This is a genomic window from Klebsiella sp. CN_Kp073 (assembly GCF_040065495.2).
GTDB classification, from domain to species: domain Bacteria; phylum Pseudomonadota; class Gammaproteobacteria; order Enterobacterales; family Enterobacteriaceae; genus Klebsiella; species Klebsiella aerogenes.
In genome coordinates this window covers 3,038,085-3,055,859 of the sequence record NZ_CM198051.1, presented here as the reverse complement: position 1 = coordinate 3,055,859, position 17,775 = coordinate 3,038,085, and the positions used below count along the sequence as shown (strand labels likewise).

Annotated in this window: 15 protein-coding genes; 14 read left to right on the top strand and 1 reads right to left on the bottom strand. The window is 51.1% G+C overall.

Translation table 11 applies throughout. The features are described from left to right. Positions 1-33: 33 nt before the first annotated feature. The 11 genes from ABLV66_RS14740 (at position 34) to ABLV66_RS14690 (ending at position 14,014) form a co-directional block, all read left to right on the top strand. On the top strand, positions 34-777 hold the full coding sequence (locus tag ABLV66_RS14740) for an Ig-like domain-containing protein (RefSeq protein WP_348877097.1): 744 nt from the start codon (positions 34-36) through the stop codon (positions 775-777). A 58-nt stretch (positions 778-835) separates the two neighbouring features. Further along, the gene (locus ABLV66_RS14735; RefSeq protein ID WP_348877096.1) at positions 836-1,519 is read left to right on the top strand and encodes a DUF6246 family protein; all 684 of its coding nucleotides are present in this window, start codon (positions 836-838) and stop codon (positions 1,517-1,519) included. Between the two features lie 59 nt (positions 1,520-1,578). Further along, complete coding sequence (locus tag ABLV66_RS14730; protein ID WP_063410434.1) at positions 1,579-1,932, top strand: hypothetical protein; 354 nt, start codon at positions 1,579-1,581, stop codon at positions 1,930-1,932. Between the two features lie 832 nt (positions 1,933-2,764). Next, entirely contained in the window at positions 2,765-5,101 is a 2,337-nt protein-coding gene (locus ABLV66_RS14725; RefSeq protein WP_512174178.1) for a tape measure protein, read from the top strand. 42 nt (positions 5,102-5,143) lie between these two features. Beyond that, positions 5,144-5,632: a hypothetical protein gene (locus ABLV66_RS14720; protein ID WP_348877095.1), complete on the top strand. Its 489-nt coding sequence runs from the start codon at positions 5,144-5,146 to the stop codon at positions 5,630-5,632. After that, positions 5,629-6,099 carry a hypothetical protein gene (locus tag ABLV66_RS14715; RefSeq protein ID WP_348877094.1) on the top strand — a complete coding sequence of 157 codons (471 nt, stop codon included), beginning with the start codon at positions 5,629-5,631 and terminating at the stop codon, positions 6,097-6,099. Before ABLV66_RS14720 ends, ABLV66_RS14715 begins: the two co-directional genes overlap by 4 nt. Continuing rightward, positions 6,096-6,491 (top strand): NlpC/P60 family protein, encoded by a 396-nt coding sequence (locus ABLV66_RS14710; RefSeq protein WP_348877093.1) that lies wholly within the window; start codon positions 6,096-6,098, stop codon positions 6,489-6,491. The genes ABLV66_RS14715 and ABLV66_RS14710 overlap by 4 nt, the downstream gene beginning before the upstream one ends. Continuing rightward, entirely contained in the window at positions 6,478-8,961 is a 2,484-nt protein-coding gene (locus tag ABLV66_RS14705; RefSeq protein WP_348877092.1) for a host specificity factor TipJ family phage tail protein, read from the top strand. The genes ABLV66_RS14710 and ABLV66_RS14705 overlap by 14 nt, the downstream gene beginning before the upstream one ends. Before the next feature lie 168 nt (positions 8,962-9,129). After that, on the top strand, positions 9,130-11,199 hold the full coding sequence (locus ABLV66_RS14700; RefSeq protein WP_348877091.1) for a hypothetical protein: 2,070 nt from the start codon (positions 9,130-9,132) through the stop codon (positions 11,197-11,199). 7 nt (positions 11,200-11,206) lie between these two features. Beyond that, positions 11,207-11,965, top strand: a complete 759-nt coding sequence (locus ABLV66_RS14695) for a hypothetical protein (protein ID WP_348877090.1) — start codon at positions 11,207-11,209, stop codon at positions 11,963-11,965. A gap of 783 nt (positions 11,966-12,748) precedes the next feature. Continuing rightward, on the top strand, positions 12,749-14,014 hold the full coding sequence (locus ABLV66_RS14690) for a Y-family DNA polymerase (RefSeq protein ID WP_171824382.1): 1,266 nt from the start codon (positions 12,749-12,751) through the stop codon (positions 14,012-14,014). Here ABLV66_RS14690 and ABLV66_RS14685 read toward each other — a convergent pair. Beyond that, on the bottom strand, positions 14,007-14,678 hold the full coding sequence (locus tag ABLV66_RS14685; RefSeq protein WP_348877089.1) for an SOS response-associated peptidase: 672 nt from the start codon (positions 14,676-14,678) through the stop codon (positions 14,007-14,009). The two genes, ABLV66_RS14690 and ABLV66_RS14685, sit on opposite strands and share 8 nt — an antisense overlap. 319 nt (positions 14,679-14,997) lie before the next feature. Between ABLV66_RS14685 and thrS the strand changes: the two genes are divergently transcribed. The 3 genes from thrS (at position 14,998) to rpmI (ending at position 17,760) form a co-directional block, all read left to right on the top strand. Then, positions 14,998-16,926, top strand: coding sequence for a threonine--tRNA ligase (gene thrS / locus ABLV66_RS14680; RefSeq protein WP_348877088.1), 1,929 nt, complete (start codon positions 14,998-15,000; stop codon positions 16,924-16,926). A gap of 3 nt (positions 16,927-16,929) precedes the next feature. Then, the gene (gene infC / locus ABLV66_RS14675; RefSeq protein ID WP_004189469.1) at positions 16,930-17,472 is read left to right on the top strand and encodes a translation initiation factor IF-3; all 543 of its coding nucleotides are present in this window, start codon (positions 16,930-16,932) and stop codon (positions 17,470-17,472) included. Positions 17,473-17,562: 90 nt separating this feature from the next. Then, positions 17,563-17,760, top strand: a complete 198-nt coding sequence (rpmI, locus tag ABLV66_RS14670) for a 50S ribosomal protein L35 (RefSeq protein ID WP_001124225.1) — start codon at positions 17,563-17,565, stop codon at positions 17,758-17,760. Positions 17,761-17,775 lie beyond the last annotated feature (15 nt).

Genomic DNA, 17,775 nt, shown 5'->3' with positions numbered 1-17,775 from the left:
GGTTTTCTTTTATACGTCAAAGAGGAGTTTCACATGGCTAATTGCCAGAACTCGAACGAGCGCCTGTTCGGCGGTGCGGTCGTGCTGGAGGTCGCCGATGGCTGCCCGGATGTCAAACCACTCGAATCTGAGTGGAAGTCTCTGGCCGCTGGTACTTCCAAAGGGTTTGACTTCAATCCGAACTCAGTAACTTCAGATGCGGATGACGGCGGTGGTTACGTCGAGACCATCATTACCAACAGTGATTTTACCCTGAGTTTCGAGGGGGAAGTTCGTAAAAAAGATAAGTTGGATCAGTACGGAGTCGGTAAGTTCATCAAGTATTTTGCTGATGAGCTAAAGGCCAAGCGTCAACCTGGTATTTGGGTTCGAATGGACTACGGCCCTGTTGAGTTCATTGGCTACATGAACATTACGGCGCTGAGTTCTGATGGCGGAACCAACGACATCGTTACGTTCTCCACTGAATTCAAAGTTGGTGATGCCAGCACCATTGAAGTGAATGAGGTGACTTCTGTAGCAGTAACAGGTGTGACGGTAACTCCGGCCACCAGCACTGGCGCAGCAGCTGGAACCAGCACCTTCACGGTGAATATAGCTCCCGCCGGAGCTACCAACAAAAACTTTACCGTAGCGACTACCGATGCGGCGAAAGCAACGGCTACCGCCTCCGGCAACACAGTTACCGTGACGCGCGTCGCCACCGGCAGCGCGCAGATCATCATCAACACCGAAGACGGCAACTTTGTGGCCGTGCATACGGTCACCATTACCTAACGGACATTCCAAAGGGCAGCGTGCTGCCCTTGATAATGACCGTTTACTGGAATGAGCTATGACTGCATTAATCGACATTGGTGAATTCTCTGTCAGTGATAGCCGCGATGGAGGCAAAGACTATCTGTTAAGGCCATCTTTCGAGGCGATGACTCGCATTGGGACGTCTGCAGAGATTGTGCGAGCGTATGCCACTATTCACGGAAGTGATGTTGCAAAATTACTTGAAGCCTGTACTGGCACATTGAGAAGAATACCTGACTGGCTTTCACCTTCATTTAACAGATCAGCAGAGAAGGTGCTCTCAACATGCATGCATGTGCTTCAGGCTTGCTGCGAAGATGATATGACATCAATGATTGGCGAGTGGAAGGGGTGGCGGCATTGTGTCGTCTATCGACCCGGACAGATGCCGAAGAACGATATCATCGTGCTGGCTCAACACCTCATGCAGCACGGCGTTGTCGGCAAGGCTAAGGTTCGACAGCTACAGCGCCATGAAACAGGCGAACGCACGACAGAGTTTAAAGCATTCGACTACATTAGCGCCGCACGTAGCCACTTTGGCATGAGCCGCTCCGAAGCATCGCAGCTGACGATGACCGAATTCCAGATGCTACTGGCGGCTAAATACCCAGACCAGAAGGGATTCACGCGCGAAGAGTATGATGCAATTGCTGATGACTTCTTGGCAAAGCAAGCAGCAAGAAGGGCTGCAAAAAGCAAATCTGAAAATGTTTAATCTTGTAAGCAATCATATCCCTGCTACCATTTGGAAAATTAAACAAGAGGGATAGGGATATGAAAAAACTAATTTTACTTATTTTTATTGGTTCCGTTCTTAGTGGATGTGTGTATAGAAGTACTGCCCACAGTGGTCGTGATTTCGATGAAACTAAAGCAACACAAATAGTACCAGGAAAAACCACTGAAGCTGATCTTATTAAGAACATTGGCGAGCCGATGAAGAAAGAAATCGTAGGTGATCATGAGGTTAAATGGATTTATGAGTATGTAACTTCAAATGCAGCTGTCCGCGTCTTCTCAGCTAAGCCAAAGGTTGACGTCACTAAGAAGACTTTAGAAGTTCTTATCAGGGATGGTGTTGTTGTTAATTCCGCATTGTCCAATCCCGGAACTACTCAATACCGATAAGGAAAGTGGACCATTAATAAAACCTCGCGAATGCGGGGTTTTTTTATGCTTGGAGAAAGATATGGCAGGTGAGAAAGATGCAGGTAGCATCGTCTATACAGTAAGCGCTGATATAGCCCCTTTACTTCAGGCTGGACGGCAAGCCATTGAGTCGCTTGATGGAATGGGTGATGGCGCAGGGAAAGCTGCTGATAATTTTTCCGGTCTTGAGAGAGCTACTGATAAATCTGGGAAATCGATTGCTAGGACCGCGGATGACGCGAGCAATGCAGCAAAAATCATGGAACGGCTTGGTAATGAAATAGCTGTTCTTGAAGAAGCAAATAAAAACGGAGCCCGCAGCGCAGCTGCCCTGGCAGCTCAGATTGCAGCATCAGGAGATGCGTCAGAGGCGCAAAGCAGGGAGATCGGTAACCTTGCCGTCAAGCTTTTTGACGTAAAACAGGCCGCGATTGATGCAGCCAAAGCGAATAGTGATAGCGCCGCTGCTTACAGAGCATCAGAATCTGCGATCTCATCACTTGAGAGCGAATTATCCGTCCTAAATGCGGAGATGATTGAGGGTTCTCGCAGTGCCGCTATTCTGTCTGCACAAATGAAGGCTGGGAATGGCGCAACGGAGGAGCAAAAGGCGCGCATATCGCAACTGGCTGGCCAGTTATATGACCTAAAGTCTGCTCAAAATGCCTCAGCAAAAGCATCATCTGAAGCAGCTAAGCAGGCTGCTCAACAAGCCAACGACGCGGCAAGGTTGCGTACAATTTCACTGGGTCTCACGCAGCAGATTGCGGTTCTCAATGAAGAGCAAAAGAATGGCGCTAGAAGTGCAGCAATGCTATCTGCCAGGCTCCAAGCTGGCTCTACGGCAACGGCGTCTCAAAGAAAAGAAATAGGCGAGCTTGCCGGGAAATTATACGACCTCAAGCAAGCGCAAAATCAGATAACAAAATCTTCGTCCGGATTAAAAACAGGACTTTCAGCCATAGCTTCCGCAATAGCGGTTTCTCAGGTGGTTGATTATGGTAAGCGCTTCCTTGAAGCAGCTGACGCCATGTCTCAATTACAGGCCAGGATCGAGAGGTTAACAGGCAGCGCCGCGAGCGCCACCCAGACGATGCAGGGTTTGATGCGCATCAGTTCGGCAACAGGCGGTTCGCTACAGGAGACTGCTAAGTTGTGGGAAACTCTCAGCACGGCGTTGCGAGATACCGGAGCGACTAACGGCCAGATAATCCAACTCACAGAAACACTTCAGAAAATAGGACGTATAGGCGGATCCTCTTCCGAAGAAATGGCGAATGCACTCCGCCAATTCGGCCAGTCTATCTCCTCCGGCACTGTCCGTGCTGAAGAATTTAACTCCATCCTTGAGCAAATGCCTGAACTGGCACGCCAGATTGCCGCCGGGATGGGGGTAAGCATAGGAGAACTGCGCCAGTTGATGCTGGACGGGAAACTGACAGCAGAAGATGCACTAAACGCTATCCAGAAACAAACCAGTTCGGTGAATGCTGAATTCGAGAAGCTCCCTCGAACTCTTGCTCAGGCAAACACTGCACTGACAAACTCATTCTTATCCATGATTGACTCTGTTAACCAGGCGACAGGTGCAAGCTCTGGTATGGTGGCTGTTATTGATTCATTGACGGCTGCGCTCGACAGGCTGGCAGGAAAGGCAATTTCTGCAGATGCTCAGATCTCTGATCTGAATAGCACTGCAGAGATGTTCACGCGCAGGGCCCGCACTTGGTCATGGCTGGGGCTAGACGGCTGGGAGGCGCAAAACAAAGCGCTTGCCGGTCTTAGCAATAAGGCCGCCATGTTGGTCGGTGATCTGGCTGCTGTTTCCAAGGCATCTCAGACCGCGGCCAACACAAAACCAATCGAGATTAAGGCCACTGGGACTACTACCGGTAGCAAGGGTAAGGGCGGCAAGTCAGCAGCTCAGAAGGAGGCGGAGCAATACGCAAAAGCGCAGGAATCAATTAACCAAAAACTGGACGAACTGAAGCAAAAGGCCGAATTGTCAGCAAGTAGTGTTGGTGAGCTTTCGCGCGCTCAGGCCATTCTTAATGCTCAGCAATCACTCGGTAACACCGCAACCCAAGATCAGCTCATGCTGGCAGGGCAGTACGCGGCAAAAGCATGGGATAACGCAAATGCATTGCGAGCGCAGGCCAAGGCAGAAAAGGAAAGAACTGACGCTGCCAATAAGTTCAGTACAATCCGGGGTAAAACCAGCAAAACGGCGGGGCTGGACAGCCAGTATCAGAAAGATATCGCAGATATTGACCAGTATGCCAAGCTTTACCCGCAGAAGATAGGAGAGGCTGAGGCTGCGCGCGCTGCAATCGAGCAGCAATACCGGGAGCAGCGTAACGCGGCAATGTGGGAAGAGTGGGCGAAACAGAACGCAGCTACGCAAGCAACGGCAGCTGCATTCGACTCCCTAGCAGGTAATGCCTCTAATGCTTTGACCGGAATTATAACTCAAAGTATGAGTGCCGAAGATGCGCTGAGATCTATCGGTAGCAATGCGCTTAATAGCCTCATTAACTCATTTGTGCAAATGGGTGTTGAATGGGCTAAATCAGCAATTATGGGGGCGACGGTTCAGAATGCTGCTATCGCAACCACGACGGCCGCACAGGTTAGCTCACTAGCCACCACTACTGCAGCTAGCGCATCATCAGCTGCGGCCACAACGGCAGCATGGACGCCGGCGGCGCTTGTGGCGTCGATCGGGTCTTTCGGCGGCGCGGTTGCTATTGGTCTCGGCGCCCTGGTAGCTGCGCTGGCTGTAGGCTCATCGCTAGCCGGAAAGCGCAAGAACGGTGGGCCGGTATCGGCCGGATCAATATATGAAACTGGCGAAGGGGGATTGCCAGAGATATATCGAGCCAGCGATGGTCGGCAATATATGATTCCTGGCAACGACGGCTCTGTCATCAGTAATAAGGATCTGCAGGGTAGTGGCGGCGGCGCGCTGCAGGTCGTGAACAACGTTTACAACTATGCAAATGGCGTCAATGTCGATACCCGCAGCAGCCAGAACGGCGGGCAACTGGTTATCGAGACCTTTATTACCGATATGCAGAACGGCGGCCCGATGTCCTCTCAGATGCAGGACACGTTCGGCCTTCGGCGGCAGGCCAATGGCGATTACTAAAACCAACCCGCTCCGGCGGGTTTTTTAATGCCCGGAGGAAACGTGGCAACAGTTTCATACCCGGAATATCTACCCCTTCCACAGCGAGCAAGCCAGAACATGACACAGGATACCGGCTGGCAGACAACGCAGCCGGCGGTCGGGCCAGCAATATTCACCCCGTTTACGACGGACCTGAAAACGACATGGACGCTTCAGTGGATATTCACTCTTAAACAGGCGGAAGTGTTTAAGTCTTGGCTACGATCGCCGACGTACTGTGACCGCGGACGTAACTGGTTCCAGATGCGTATCGACCTTGGCGACACTTACGGCCCGCAGCTGCAGACGCTTCACTTCATCAACATGCCGGTGCAAACCAGCAAAAATGGCGGAGTGGTGACCTGGACGGCGACGGTTCTGTCAAACGGCATGAGTGACTATACCGAGCAATACGACGACTGGATCGTTGGGATGGCTCCTGGTACCGAATATCTCTATGACCTGCTTGTTACGGAGGTTATGCCGGAATACCCGGGAGGTAATTCATGACAACATTGCGCGAATGGAAGGAGCGGCGGCCGGCGAGTGATATCAAACAGACCATCGAGTTCTATCACCCGGCGTTTGGATATTACCGTGTGGTGAACAAGCTTTTTCAGGAGGCGACGTTTGGCGGCAACCTGTATCAACCGGCAGCGTTTGATATCACAGAACCGACCCAGAACGGGTCAGCAATCATCACGATGGGGATCACCTTCCTGCAGGGGGCTGAAGAGGTCAGAAACACGCTAAAAGCGTGGACAGGTGCCGCCAGGATGACGGCGATAACCTGCAAGTATCAACAATGGAATGCGATCGGTGATGCGGAGCCCCTAAAGACCTGGTCACTGTTTGTGAAGGATGTTGGCGCCGACGGCACAAACGTCACCGTTAATTCCGGCAAGACCAATCCGCTGACGCTGGCCAATCCCATCATTTACACCACGAAAGACTATCCCGGACTGATTACCGTATGACGCAGAACGAATTTATCCGGCTTGTGAATGGCAAGCCGTGGGTTAACCGTGCCTGTTGTTTTGAACAGATGGATTGCTGGGGGCTGGTGGTGCTGTATTACAGGCATGTGCTAGGTCTGGAGCTGCATCATATTCCCGGCTACGAATCGGGCGCCGACTTCATCACCTGCTACTCAGAGGAATCCGCCCACTGGCGAGTGGTTCCCGTAGCTTCGCCTGGCTGCCTCGCCGTGTTTTATTACGCTGATCGTCCTGTTCATGTGGGCGTAATGCTGGACCCGGTTAAATGCATGCACTCCCGCGGTGAGTTCGGGTTTGTGCGCGCTGACAGCATGGTCATCCTGGCGAAGAAATTCAACAAAGTGGAGTATCTGGTTCATGGTTCGATATGAGCTCCAGCGCCTGCCTGGCGCGCCGAAACAATATGGAACGACGCCGCCGGGAACTGAGTTGATAGCATTACTGGATTCTCTCAGACTGCACAATAACGTGAAGGTGCGTCTGAATGGCCGCGAGCTTAAAGATGATTTTGACTTGTCGTTTAAGTTGCGCGCCGGCGACGTGGTAGCGGTTTTTGACCAGCCAGAGAGCGGAGGCCTGTTAAAGACGCTGCTCAACCCTGTAGAGCACCTTAACCCGATCCGCTTTACCAAAAAGGTGCTGGCGGGGATCACCGGGCAGCAAAATGCATCTGCTCCGTCAATTTCGACTGGCGAATCACCAAATAACGACGCCACCGGACAAACTAACCGCGCCAGACTGTACAAAGGGCGACCGAACATTTACGGCCAGTGTAGGGTGTTTCCGGATCTGACGCAGCAGGCGTTGTTCGAGTTCATCGACAACAACAAATACATTACCGAATGGTTTGAAGTGGGATTGGGAAAATACACCATTTCCTCTGTCCGGTATTCAGAATCGAATCTGGGGAGTCTGGCCGGCGCCAGTTACCAGATTTTTGATCCTGGCGCGACGATAGGCACTATTGACGTTGGTTATCAGTTCGATGATATCGATAACGAAGAAGTGCCTGGGCTGAATGAGAGTGAGGATTTCCCGGCGCAGACGGCGACCACATCCACGCCGACCGCAATGAGCATTGAGAGCAATCAGCTTAAAGCGACGGTGCTATCTAATGACGACAATTTCTCATATTTTGCTGCATTGGCTGTGCCGCATCCGGTCACCTTTGTGATTAATGCAACCTGGAACTCAGGCGGGAGCCCCGTCACCAGGAATGTCACCGGCAGTGGGAATATTGTCTATTCAGAGAGCTATATTGGCGAGGATACGCAGTCATACACCACGTTTTATCTGGGTGACATGACCGGAGAAATCACCACTTTACCCGCTAACGCGACCATAAATCTGACTCTGTTTACCCTGAACGATCAGACGCCGCTGGTCATTGGCCCGTCGGTCTCTCCCCTTGAGTCTTCTCAAATCTGGGTTCATGCGATGGTTCAGTTAGGTGCCACGGCGGGTACGACGCGCTATCGGATCCGGTTCTGGAAGGTTGACGAGAACAACAACCAGATCCCCGGAACGGCAGAGCAGTATGATTACTTCTTCGATAACGATTATCAGGTCTCGACGCGTAACTTCCGAACCACGCACAAATTCACCCCTGCCGCCGGGACAGGGCGCTATGCGGTCACAATTGAGAGGCTGGATAACAGCAACGATAGCAACGTCGTCACGCTGATGGCGATTCACGCGGTAAATACCCGCGTCAATGTTGTTTATCCTGACGATACGATCGCCAGAGTGACCATCAAGGGGAGCAACAATAGCAACAGCAATCGCGAGCAGAAATACAACATGCTCGCACAGCGCCATACCATCAGCTATGACCGGGCGACCGGCCAGATTGACTACACGCTGCGCCCAAGCCGTTCATTTGCCGACGCTGCACTGCATGAGTGGATAGTTATCGGTAAGCAGGATGTTTCAAGCATCGATGTCGCTACGCTATACGCGATTGCTGACTCAATAACGGTACCGGAACTCGGCTATTTCGATTACACCTTTTCAGATGAGAAGTTGTCGCTCGGTGAGCGGATCCGGACTATCTGCAATGCGGCGAGGGTGGATGGAAATAACATCGGTGATGTGTTGATGTTCTGGCGCGATGAAAAGGTCAGCTATCCGGATGCGGTTTTCGCGCGCTCAAACATGTTCTTTGATGAATATAAGGTTTCATGGCAGATGTCGCTGCCGGGAGGATATGACGGCGTCACGGTCGATTATATTGACCCGCTCACCAATAAGAAATCTTATATCTACCTGCAAATCGACGCTGGTGGCATCAGGGAAGTTGAAGATGCAACCGTCAATGCCAGCCAGATTAGCCTGGATGGTTGCCGTAATCGTGCTCAGGCTTTGGATCGGGCGTGGCTTGAGGCTCAGCGCCTTCTGTATTCGCGACTGAGCATGACGGTCAAGGTGCTGGAAACTGAGCAGGTGGTTCGCGGCGCCGTCGTCCAGTGTCCGGACATGTACGACAACAAGCAGCAGAACGGCTATCTTACTGGCCGCAATGGTGACATCTTCACGACCTCAGAGCGTATTGATTTTTCACTGGGCGACATGTGGGTGGTGATGACGGATAGCCTGGGTAACTTCCGCGGTAGGTGGCGCACTTATCCTGTAACGGGAAATGCAAAAGCTTTCCAGGCCGCTGCAGATGCTTTCGACCTGAATATCTACAATGGCAGCGATTGTCAGGTAGCCAGCCGCTACTTCATTGCAACAGACACTGAATTAAACTCGTCCATCTGGCGCGTTGAAACTGCCAAACCCAATGGCGATTACACCCAGACACTGACCCTGTCCGAATATTCAGACGCAATTTATCCGTAACATACTGCAGTAACTCTTCAACCTTCGCGCACCACATCAGATTAATTTCTGAGGCTTTCGTGCGCCATTTATAGGGCGACAAGCACAATGGCAACACCGTTACCGACTCCAACGCAGAACCCGGTGCCAAGTACGGACATCAGGGATGCTGTATTTGCCGGCGCAAAAATGGATGAGATTGTCTCGTCTGATAACAAAACGTATATCGACAGGCTCGGAGTGGAGCGCTATACGTGGGCTGGCGCTCTCGCAAATATAGAGCCTCTCGGTCATCCATGGACAGAAGCAGAGGCCAGCGCCGCTATTGCATCCGGTGAAATACCAAACATGGCTTATTATTTTGTCTGGTCTGACGATAAAAATAATGTTGCTGATGTCTGGCAGAATATCAATGGCGTGCCTACCAGAACGGGCAAAAGCTACCCATCGAGTGATTTTGTTTACGGTTTGCAAAAACAGGTCGACTTCATTTTCGACAGCAATGCAAAAAACGTGACAGGGTTTCCGGGGATAGCTGAGATGGCAACAGATAAGAATGGCAATGTAACCTATCAGCGCCTTGAGGACGGAACATCACAGTTCCCGGCTGTGATGGTAGGCAGCAGTATTGAGCAGGTTCAGAAAGCTGATGGCTCAGTGTTTCAGTCAAGAGCATCAGGCACTTCAGTTCTGTCATTGTCAGAAGATGGCAGCGTGGGAATGCTTCGGTTCAATACTTTCTTCTCTGCTGACTACCCTGACTATGCAGAAGTCCACGCCGATATTAATGGCGAAATCTTCAAAATCGTTAAGCGCAATGGTGAGGTTATAGATCTGCGTGATAGCGAAGCAGACCAGAGCGGGCCGGTTGTATCTGCCGATGGCGGAATGGCAATTGAAGTAAGCGGAAACCTCAAATTTATTTCACCTGAAGGGGCGAATACTGACATCACAACTGACGGGGGGAATACCGGTCCGGTTACGTTCCGCGCAGTTGATAACAGTTATTTTGTGAAATTCGCTTCGCTGGAGGGCGGCAGCGGTGACTATCATCTTCACCGCATCAAAACCGATGGACGTTCACGCATCAGGCAGGGGCGCGCTGAGCTGGTTCACATCATGCTTGTTGGACAGTCGCTCTCTGTTGGCGCGGCATCTGTAGTTCAGGCTCCTGTAACGACAACGGCCAGATACCCATACGGGGCGGTGATTTTCAATGGCGGTTCAAAATATGACAGCGCACACGCTGAGAAATCAGTCGCGCTGTCCGATTTGCAGTATCTGGTTCCAGCTGTGGAAAACATCGGTAAGGCTGGCTCTCAGGAATCAGACTGCAGCGGCCTTGGCGAGCGCCTTTTTGAAAAGGGTGGTGTGACCTGTCTTGTTTCAGCAACCGGGGCGTCCGGCACATCACTGGCGAATATTTCGAAAGGGACTGCCTCTTTCATTGCGACTCAACTGGTGATGCAGCGAGGGTATGAAGTTGCCAGAAGTCTCGGAATGGCTTACCAGCCTTATTTGCTGTTCATTCACGGTAATGCGGACGCGGTAAACAACACCAGTGCGGATACCTATAAAAGCCTGATGATCAGTCTTCGTCAGGACTACGAACGCTATCTCCACTCCCTCACCGACGACGGCGATCAGTCCCTGAAGATGTTTGTTCAGCAGTTCAGTAACGCTACCGTTCAGGCGGGGGCGGCGGGAGCTGACGTTAATCTCGTCATTGGCAACGCACAGTATGAAATTTGCCGGGATAACGAAGAATTTATCCTGACTGGTACGCAGTATGCGCGGCCGTATGTCGATAAAGACCATCTGTCCAGCAATGGCTACCGGACAGATGGGGAGATTGCTGGCGTCTCAATTGCTCAGTATCTGAATGCAGGGAGCGTGCTGGCGCTTCGCCCTGATGATGCCAATATCACCCAGACATCAACAGAGGTGATCATTCCACTGCTTGGCGGTGTCGGAAATGCGGTGATTGATACCGTTCGGGTATCCGATCCGGGTAACTATGGTTTCCGGCTTGTCGGCGCCACCATCACAGGGGTGACCATTGACGCGGGCAGAACCATTCGAATCGCAAAAACGGGTACCGCAACCGCGGTGAATTACGCCTACGTGGGTAACCGGGCAAATATGCCGGGCGCAACGACTGGCAGCAGGGGATGCATCAGGGACTCTGCCACAGATATTTCACCCGTATCAAACCTTCCGCTTTACAACGACCTGGTCGCTTTTAACAAAACTCTCTGAGGTAACAATGACAACTACCCGCGTTTATATCGATGGTACCGTGACGGCCAGCCGTTCTCTTGGTCAGATTGCTTTCCCCATCACTAGTTTGCCTGACCTGGTACCGGGCATGATCCTCCAGTGGGACGTTGACGGGACAACCGGCTCGCTGGCACGCAATCGAGTTGGTGCGGATATGACGGTTGTGGGTTCGCCAGCAATCGCCAGCTACGCCGCATCACTTAATGAGACGGCATACATTGATACGGGGATCAGTATTGCCCCCTATGCCAACAGTGATATGACCTTTATCGGGATAACGAACAATCCCGGAGGCAAGTTTAACGTGGTTGGGGTGATGCAGGTTGCTGCGCCGAAACGGTCACGGTGCCATGAGTTTGAAACTACGCATAAACCAGGCGGTTTATGGCTGAACTCCGCCGGTGCATCATGGTTTTCAGTGCTGGACTCAGCGCCGGCAGAAGCTGCTGCGCCAGATGGTATTTTCTCTGTCTCCAGAACGGTGACAAATGATGGTACTGGCCGGGTTGGGATCCACGCTGACTTGCCGATAACGGGTCAGCATGCGCTGGTGACGAATGGCACAGCACCTTCACCGTCAATCACCGGAAATATTTATATTGGCGCCAGTCTTGACCATGGCACTACAGTAACGGGTCAGGTAATGGCTGTACTGGCTTTTAGTCGGGCCATCACCGATACGGAAATGGCGACCATCTACCGGGCATACAAAAGCTATTATGCCGGGCTGGGTAAAAGTATCTGATGATGTACAAGCCTGCAGCGATCAAAGCTGCAGGCTATTCCCCGCGTTTCCGCCACAAATCCCATTCCATATGGGCCCAAAGGAGCAATACCACAATATCGGGAACGAATAGAGGATGTGGCCATCTGGTCCCCAGGAACGTTAGCGAGTAAAGCGCAACCAGAGCGGCAAGACGAAGAATGTTTGTTATAAGCATATTATTCTGCTGTGTAATTATTTAGCTAAACATGATTTAGCCAAGCCATATCCATGGTTTATATGTAAATGCCATACATTTAGTGAGACTATACCTTACTTAAGGCTATCGGCTAAATCAATGAATGTAATGGCTTTATTTATTCTACCTTTCGCTGTTTTCTCTGTTCCTTCCTATAAGTCCTTATAATACTTAATGATAATTAATAATTATTGAAGTGCTTAAACAGAGCGCTTGATCTTGTGCTACTTCGAAACTACTGTATATAAAAACAGTAGTTATAGGTGCAGATCATGCTTCAACAATCACCGTTTTACGAGACAACTGGCATAAGCCAGCATGCAACATTTGTTGAAACACAACGTGGAGTCGCTGTAGTTGAGCGCTCATCATCACCATTAGCATCAGCGGTTTTACTTATCTCATATTGTGGGGTGCAGCAGTTTGCGCGCTTCCTTGGAGGATCGCTCATTACTGAGGATGGGGAAGCTAGCTATAGAAGGGGAATCGCTCGCGGATGTAGAACTGATAGGTGTGGTTACCCACATCATCAGCAAAGCTGGCTTTGATGACTGCCCGGTGATGTGATGTTTGCTTTGGTTGATGTGAACAGCTTCTATGCGAGCTGCGAAACCATTTTCAGGCCGGATCTGCGAGGGAAGCCGGTTGTCGTATTGTCCAATAACGATGGGTGCGTGATAGCGCGTTCTGCCGAAGCCAAGAAACTTGGTATCAAGATGGGGGATCCGTACTTCAAATGCAAAGACCAGTTCCGCCGGCATGGCGTGGTTTGCTTCAGTTCGAACTATGAACTCTACGCGGATATGAGCAACCGGGTCATGACGACACTGGAGGAAATGTGTCCCAGAGTTGAAATCTACAGTATCGATGAGGCCTTTTGCGATCTCACTGGTGTACGCAATTGCCGTGTGCTGGAAGAGTTCGGTCATGAGCTGAAAGATACCGTTTACCGTAATACCAGGCTTCCGGTCGGAGTGGGGATCGCACAAACAAAGACGCTGGCAAAACTCGCTAATCATGCGGCGAAAACATGGAAAGCCACAGGTGGGGTAGTTGACCTGTCGAATGTGGAGCGGCAGCGCAAACTGATGGCTTTACTTCCGGTTGATGAGGTGTGGGGTGTTGGTCGCCGTATCAGCAAAAAGCTTGAGGCGATGGGGATAAAAACCGTCCTGCAGCTAGCTGATACGGATATCCGCTTCATCCGCAAACACTTCAACGTGGTGCTTGAGAGAACTGTCCGGGAGCTTCGCGGCGAGCCGTGTCTTGAGCTGGAAGAGTTTGCGCCAGTGAAACAGGAAATCGTCTGCAGCCGGTCGTTCGGGGAGCGCATTACCACCTATGAGCAAATGCGCCAGGCTATCTGTTCATATGCGGCCAGAGGCGCAGAGAAACTTCGTGGGGAGCATCAATACTGCCGACACATATCGGCGTTCGTGAAGACGTCGCCGTTTGCGCTGAACGAAAAATACTACGGTAACAGCGGATCCATTAAGTTACTGACGCCCACGCAGGATAGCCGGGATATCATCAATGCTGCGGTAAAGTGTCTGGATGCGATATGGGTCGATGGGCACCGGTATCAGAAGGCGGGGATCATGCTCGGTGATTTCTATAGCCAGGGTGTCGCTCAGCTGAACCTGTTTGACGACAATGCGCCACGGCAGAACAGCGAGAAACTGATGGAAGTTCTCGACCACCTCAATGCAAAGGATGGGAGGGGAACTCTCTATTTTGCTGGGCAGGGGATCCAGGCCACCTGGCAGATGAAGAGAGAAATGCTTTCTCCTCGCTATACAACCCGTTTTTCTGATTTGCCGGTCGTCAGGTGATGGGGTCGATTAGTTCGGCGCCCTGATTCTTCACATTTCCAACGGCGCGCGTCACTGCGTGCCAGATAAACTTGTCTGCGGGCACCGTACCGTCCGCAGCTATTTCTTCGGCTTCTTTCCCTCCTATATCCTGTCTCATCCATTCCCTGACTGCTTCTGGTGACAACACCAGTGGTCGGCGGTCGTGAATATCTACCAGTCCTTTATCAGCTGCTGCAGTGACAATCAGAAAGCCTTCTGATTCGTCTCCACGTTCAAATGGTGTGCTTCCGATTGCTGCCATGAATATCGGCTGGCCATCGGCACGATGGATAAAGTAGGGCTGCTTCTTGTCGCCTTCCTTCTTCCATTCGAACCAACCATCAGCAAAGCAGATCGCCCGGCCATGTTGCCAGAGAGGTTTAAACATTCTGCTGGTGGCCGCCGTTTCGACGCGTGCGTTAATCAGAGGTGGTTTATCCCACCATCCTGGCGCATAACCCCAGAAGACCGGATCAATATGCAATTGTTCGTCGCGTTCGCTCAGTAGCAAAACCTTGGTACCTGGCGCGACGTTGTATCGACCAATCGGTTCCGGGTCATATGCGATGTCACGGTCGGCTTCATCGGCAAGACAGGAAAGATAATCTTCACGGGTCATTGACTGGGAAAATCGTCCGCACATATCAACCTCCAGTGGTTAGACTGAAAGTATAGAAGAGGGGAGAGGGGTTGAAATGAGGTAATAAGGACTCATATATAAAGTCCACAATGAAAGTGTGCAGTTAATGCCATTACCGCGCTTTTACAATTTATCAATGGCGTGTACTATTGAGGCTCGTTATCAGCAGGCGAAGGTAGGTACATTTAGGAAATTGTACATCCTGGTGTACACAGTTTGCAGAGTGAAGCAAATAAAGCCATCTAACCTGATGATATAGTTAATTTATTTAGTTTTGTATGTGCTCTTTCGTGTGGGGCACCACTGCAAATAAGGACATAAAATGCCTGTAATTACGCTTCCTGATGGCAGCCAACGCCATTTCGACCACGCAGTTAGCCCGATGGATGTTGCTCTGGATATCGGTCCAGGCCTGGCGAAAGCCACCATCGCCGGACGTGTTAACGGTGAGCTGGTTGATTCCTGCGACCCGATCGAAAATGATTCCACGCTTTCTATTATCACCGCAAAAGATGAAGACGGTCTGGAGATCATTCGTCACTCCTGCGCGCACCTGTTAGGTCATGCGATCAAGCAGCTGTGGCCGAACACTAAAATGGCCATTGGCCCGGTTGTCGACAACGGTTTTTACTATGATGTCGATCTGGACCACACCCTGACTCAGGAAGACATCGACGCGCTCGAAAAACGTATGCACGAGCTCGCCGAGAAAAACTACGATGTCATCAAGAAGAAAGTCAGCTGGCACGAAGCGCGTGAAACCTTCGTGAAGCGCGGCGAAACCTATAAAGTTTCCATTCTTGACGAAAACATCGGCCATGATGACAAGCCAGGCTTGTATCATCACGAAGAATATATCGATATGTGCCGTGGCCCGCACGTACCGAATATGCGTTTCTGCCATCACTTCAAACTGATGAAAACCGCTGGCGCGTACTGGCGTGGCGACAGCAACAATAAAATGTTGCAGCGTATCTACGGTACCGCGTGGGCAGATAAAAAAGCGCTGAACGCCTACCTGCAGCGTCTGGAAGAAGCCGCTAAGCGTGACCACCGTAAAATCGGGAAACAGCTAGACCTGTATCATATGCAGGAAGAAGCGCCGGGTATGGTGTTCTGGCACAATGACGGCTGGACCATCTTCCGTGAACTGGAAACTTTCGTTCGCTCGAAGCTGAAAGAGTATCAGTATCAGGAAGTCAAAGGCCCGTTCATGATGGACCGTGTGCTGTGGGAAAAAACCGGCCACTGGGACAACTACAAAGATGCGATGTTCACCACCTCTTCTGAGAACCGTGAATACTGCATTAAGCCGATGAACTGCCCGGGTCACGTGCAGATCTTCAACCAGGGGTTGAAATCTTACCGCGATCTGCCGCTGCGTATGGCTGAATTCGGTAGCTGCCACCGTAATGAGCCGTCGGGTGCGCTGCATGGTCTGATGCGCGTTCGCGGCTTTACTCAGGATGATGCGCATATCTTCTGTACTGAAGATCAGGTTCGCGATGAAGTGAACGCCTGTATTCGTATGGTTTATGATATGTACAGCACCTTTGGCTTCGAGAAAATCGTCGTCAAGCTGTCTACTCGCCCGGAAAAACGTATCGGTAGCGATGAGACCTGGGATCGCGCGGAAGCGGATCTGGCGGTGGCGCTGGAAGAAAACAACATCCCATTTGAATATCAACTGGGCGAAGGGGCGTTCTACGGCCCGAAAATTGAATTTACCCTGTATGACTGCCTCGATCGTGCATGGCAGTGCGGTACTGTACAGCTGGACTTCTCCCTGCCGCAGCGTTTAAGCGCCTCTTATGTTGGTGAAAACAACGAGCGTCAGGTACCGGTAATGATTCACCGCGCGATTCTCGGCTCGCTGGAGCGCTTCATCGGCATCCTGACCGAAGAGTTCGCTGGCTTCTTCCCAACCTGGCTTGCGCCAGTGCAGGTAGTGGTCATGAATATTACTGATTCTCAGTCTGAATACGTTAACGAATTGACGCGTAAACTACAAAATGCGGGCATTCGCGTAAAAGCGGACTTGAGAAATGAGAAGATTGGCTTTAAAATCCGCGAGCACACTTTACGTCGTGTCCCGTATATGTTGGTCTGTGGCGACAAAGAAGTCGAAGCCGGCAAAGTGGCCGTGCGTACCCGTCGCGGTAAAGACCTCGGCAGCATGGACGTAAATGAAGTGATCGAGAAGCTGCAACAAGAGATTCGCAGCCGCAGTCTTCAACAACTGGAGGAATAAGGTATTAAAGGCGGAAAACGAGTTCAAACGGCACGTCCGAATCGTATTAATGGCGAGATTCGCGCCCAGGAAGTTCGCTTAACTGGTCTGGAAGGTGAGCAGCTGGGTATTGTGAGTCTGAGAGAAGCTATCGAAAAGGCTGAAGAGGCTGGAGTAGATTTAGTTGAAATCAGCCCTAACGCCGAACCGCCAGTTTGTCGTATCATGGACTACGGCAAGTTCCTTTATGAAAAGAGTAAGTCTTCTAAGGAACAGAAGAAGAAGCAGAAAGTTATCCAGGTTAAGGAAATTAAATTCCGCCCTGGTACTGATGAAGGTGACTATCAGGTAAAACTCCGCAGCCTGATTCGCTTTCTCGAAGATGGCGATAAGGCCAAGATCACGCTGCGTTTCCGCGGTCGTGAGATGGCCCACCAGCAGATCGGTATGGAAGTGCTTAATCGCGTGAAAGACGATCTGGTTGAACTGGCAGTAGTCGAATCCTTCCCAACGAAGATCGAAGGCCGCCAGATGATCATGGTGCTCGCTCCGAAGAAGAAACAGTAAGGCCATCAAGTAACATTCCGGTGGGCTTCGGCTCACTGGTTTGTTCGCCTTTGTTTCGTTTATTAACAATGCGAAGTGGAAGTTATTAAAATGCCAAAAATTAAGACCGTACGCGGTGCTGCAAAGCGCTTCAAAAAAACCGGTAAAGGTGGTTTTAAGCACAAGCACGCTAACCTGCGTCACATTCTGACCAAAAAAGCTACCAAGCGTAAACGTCACCTGCGTCCGAAAGCCATGGTTTCCAAAGGCGATCTGGGCCTGGTAATCGCGTGCCTGCCGTACGCATAAGTCGTTAACCCTTTT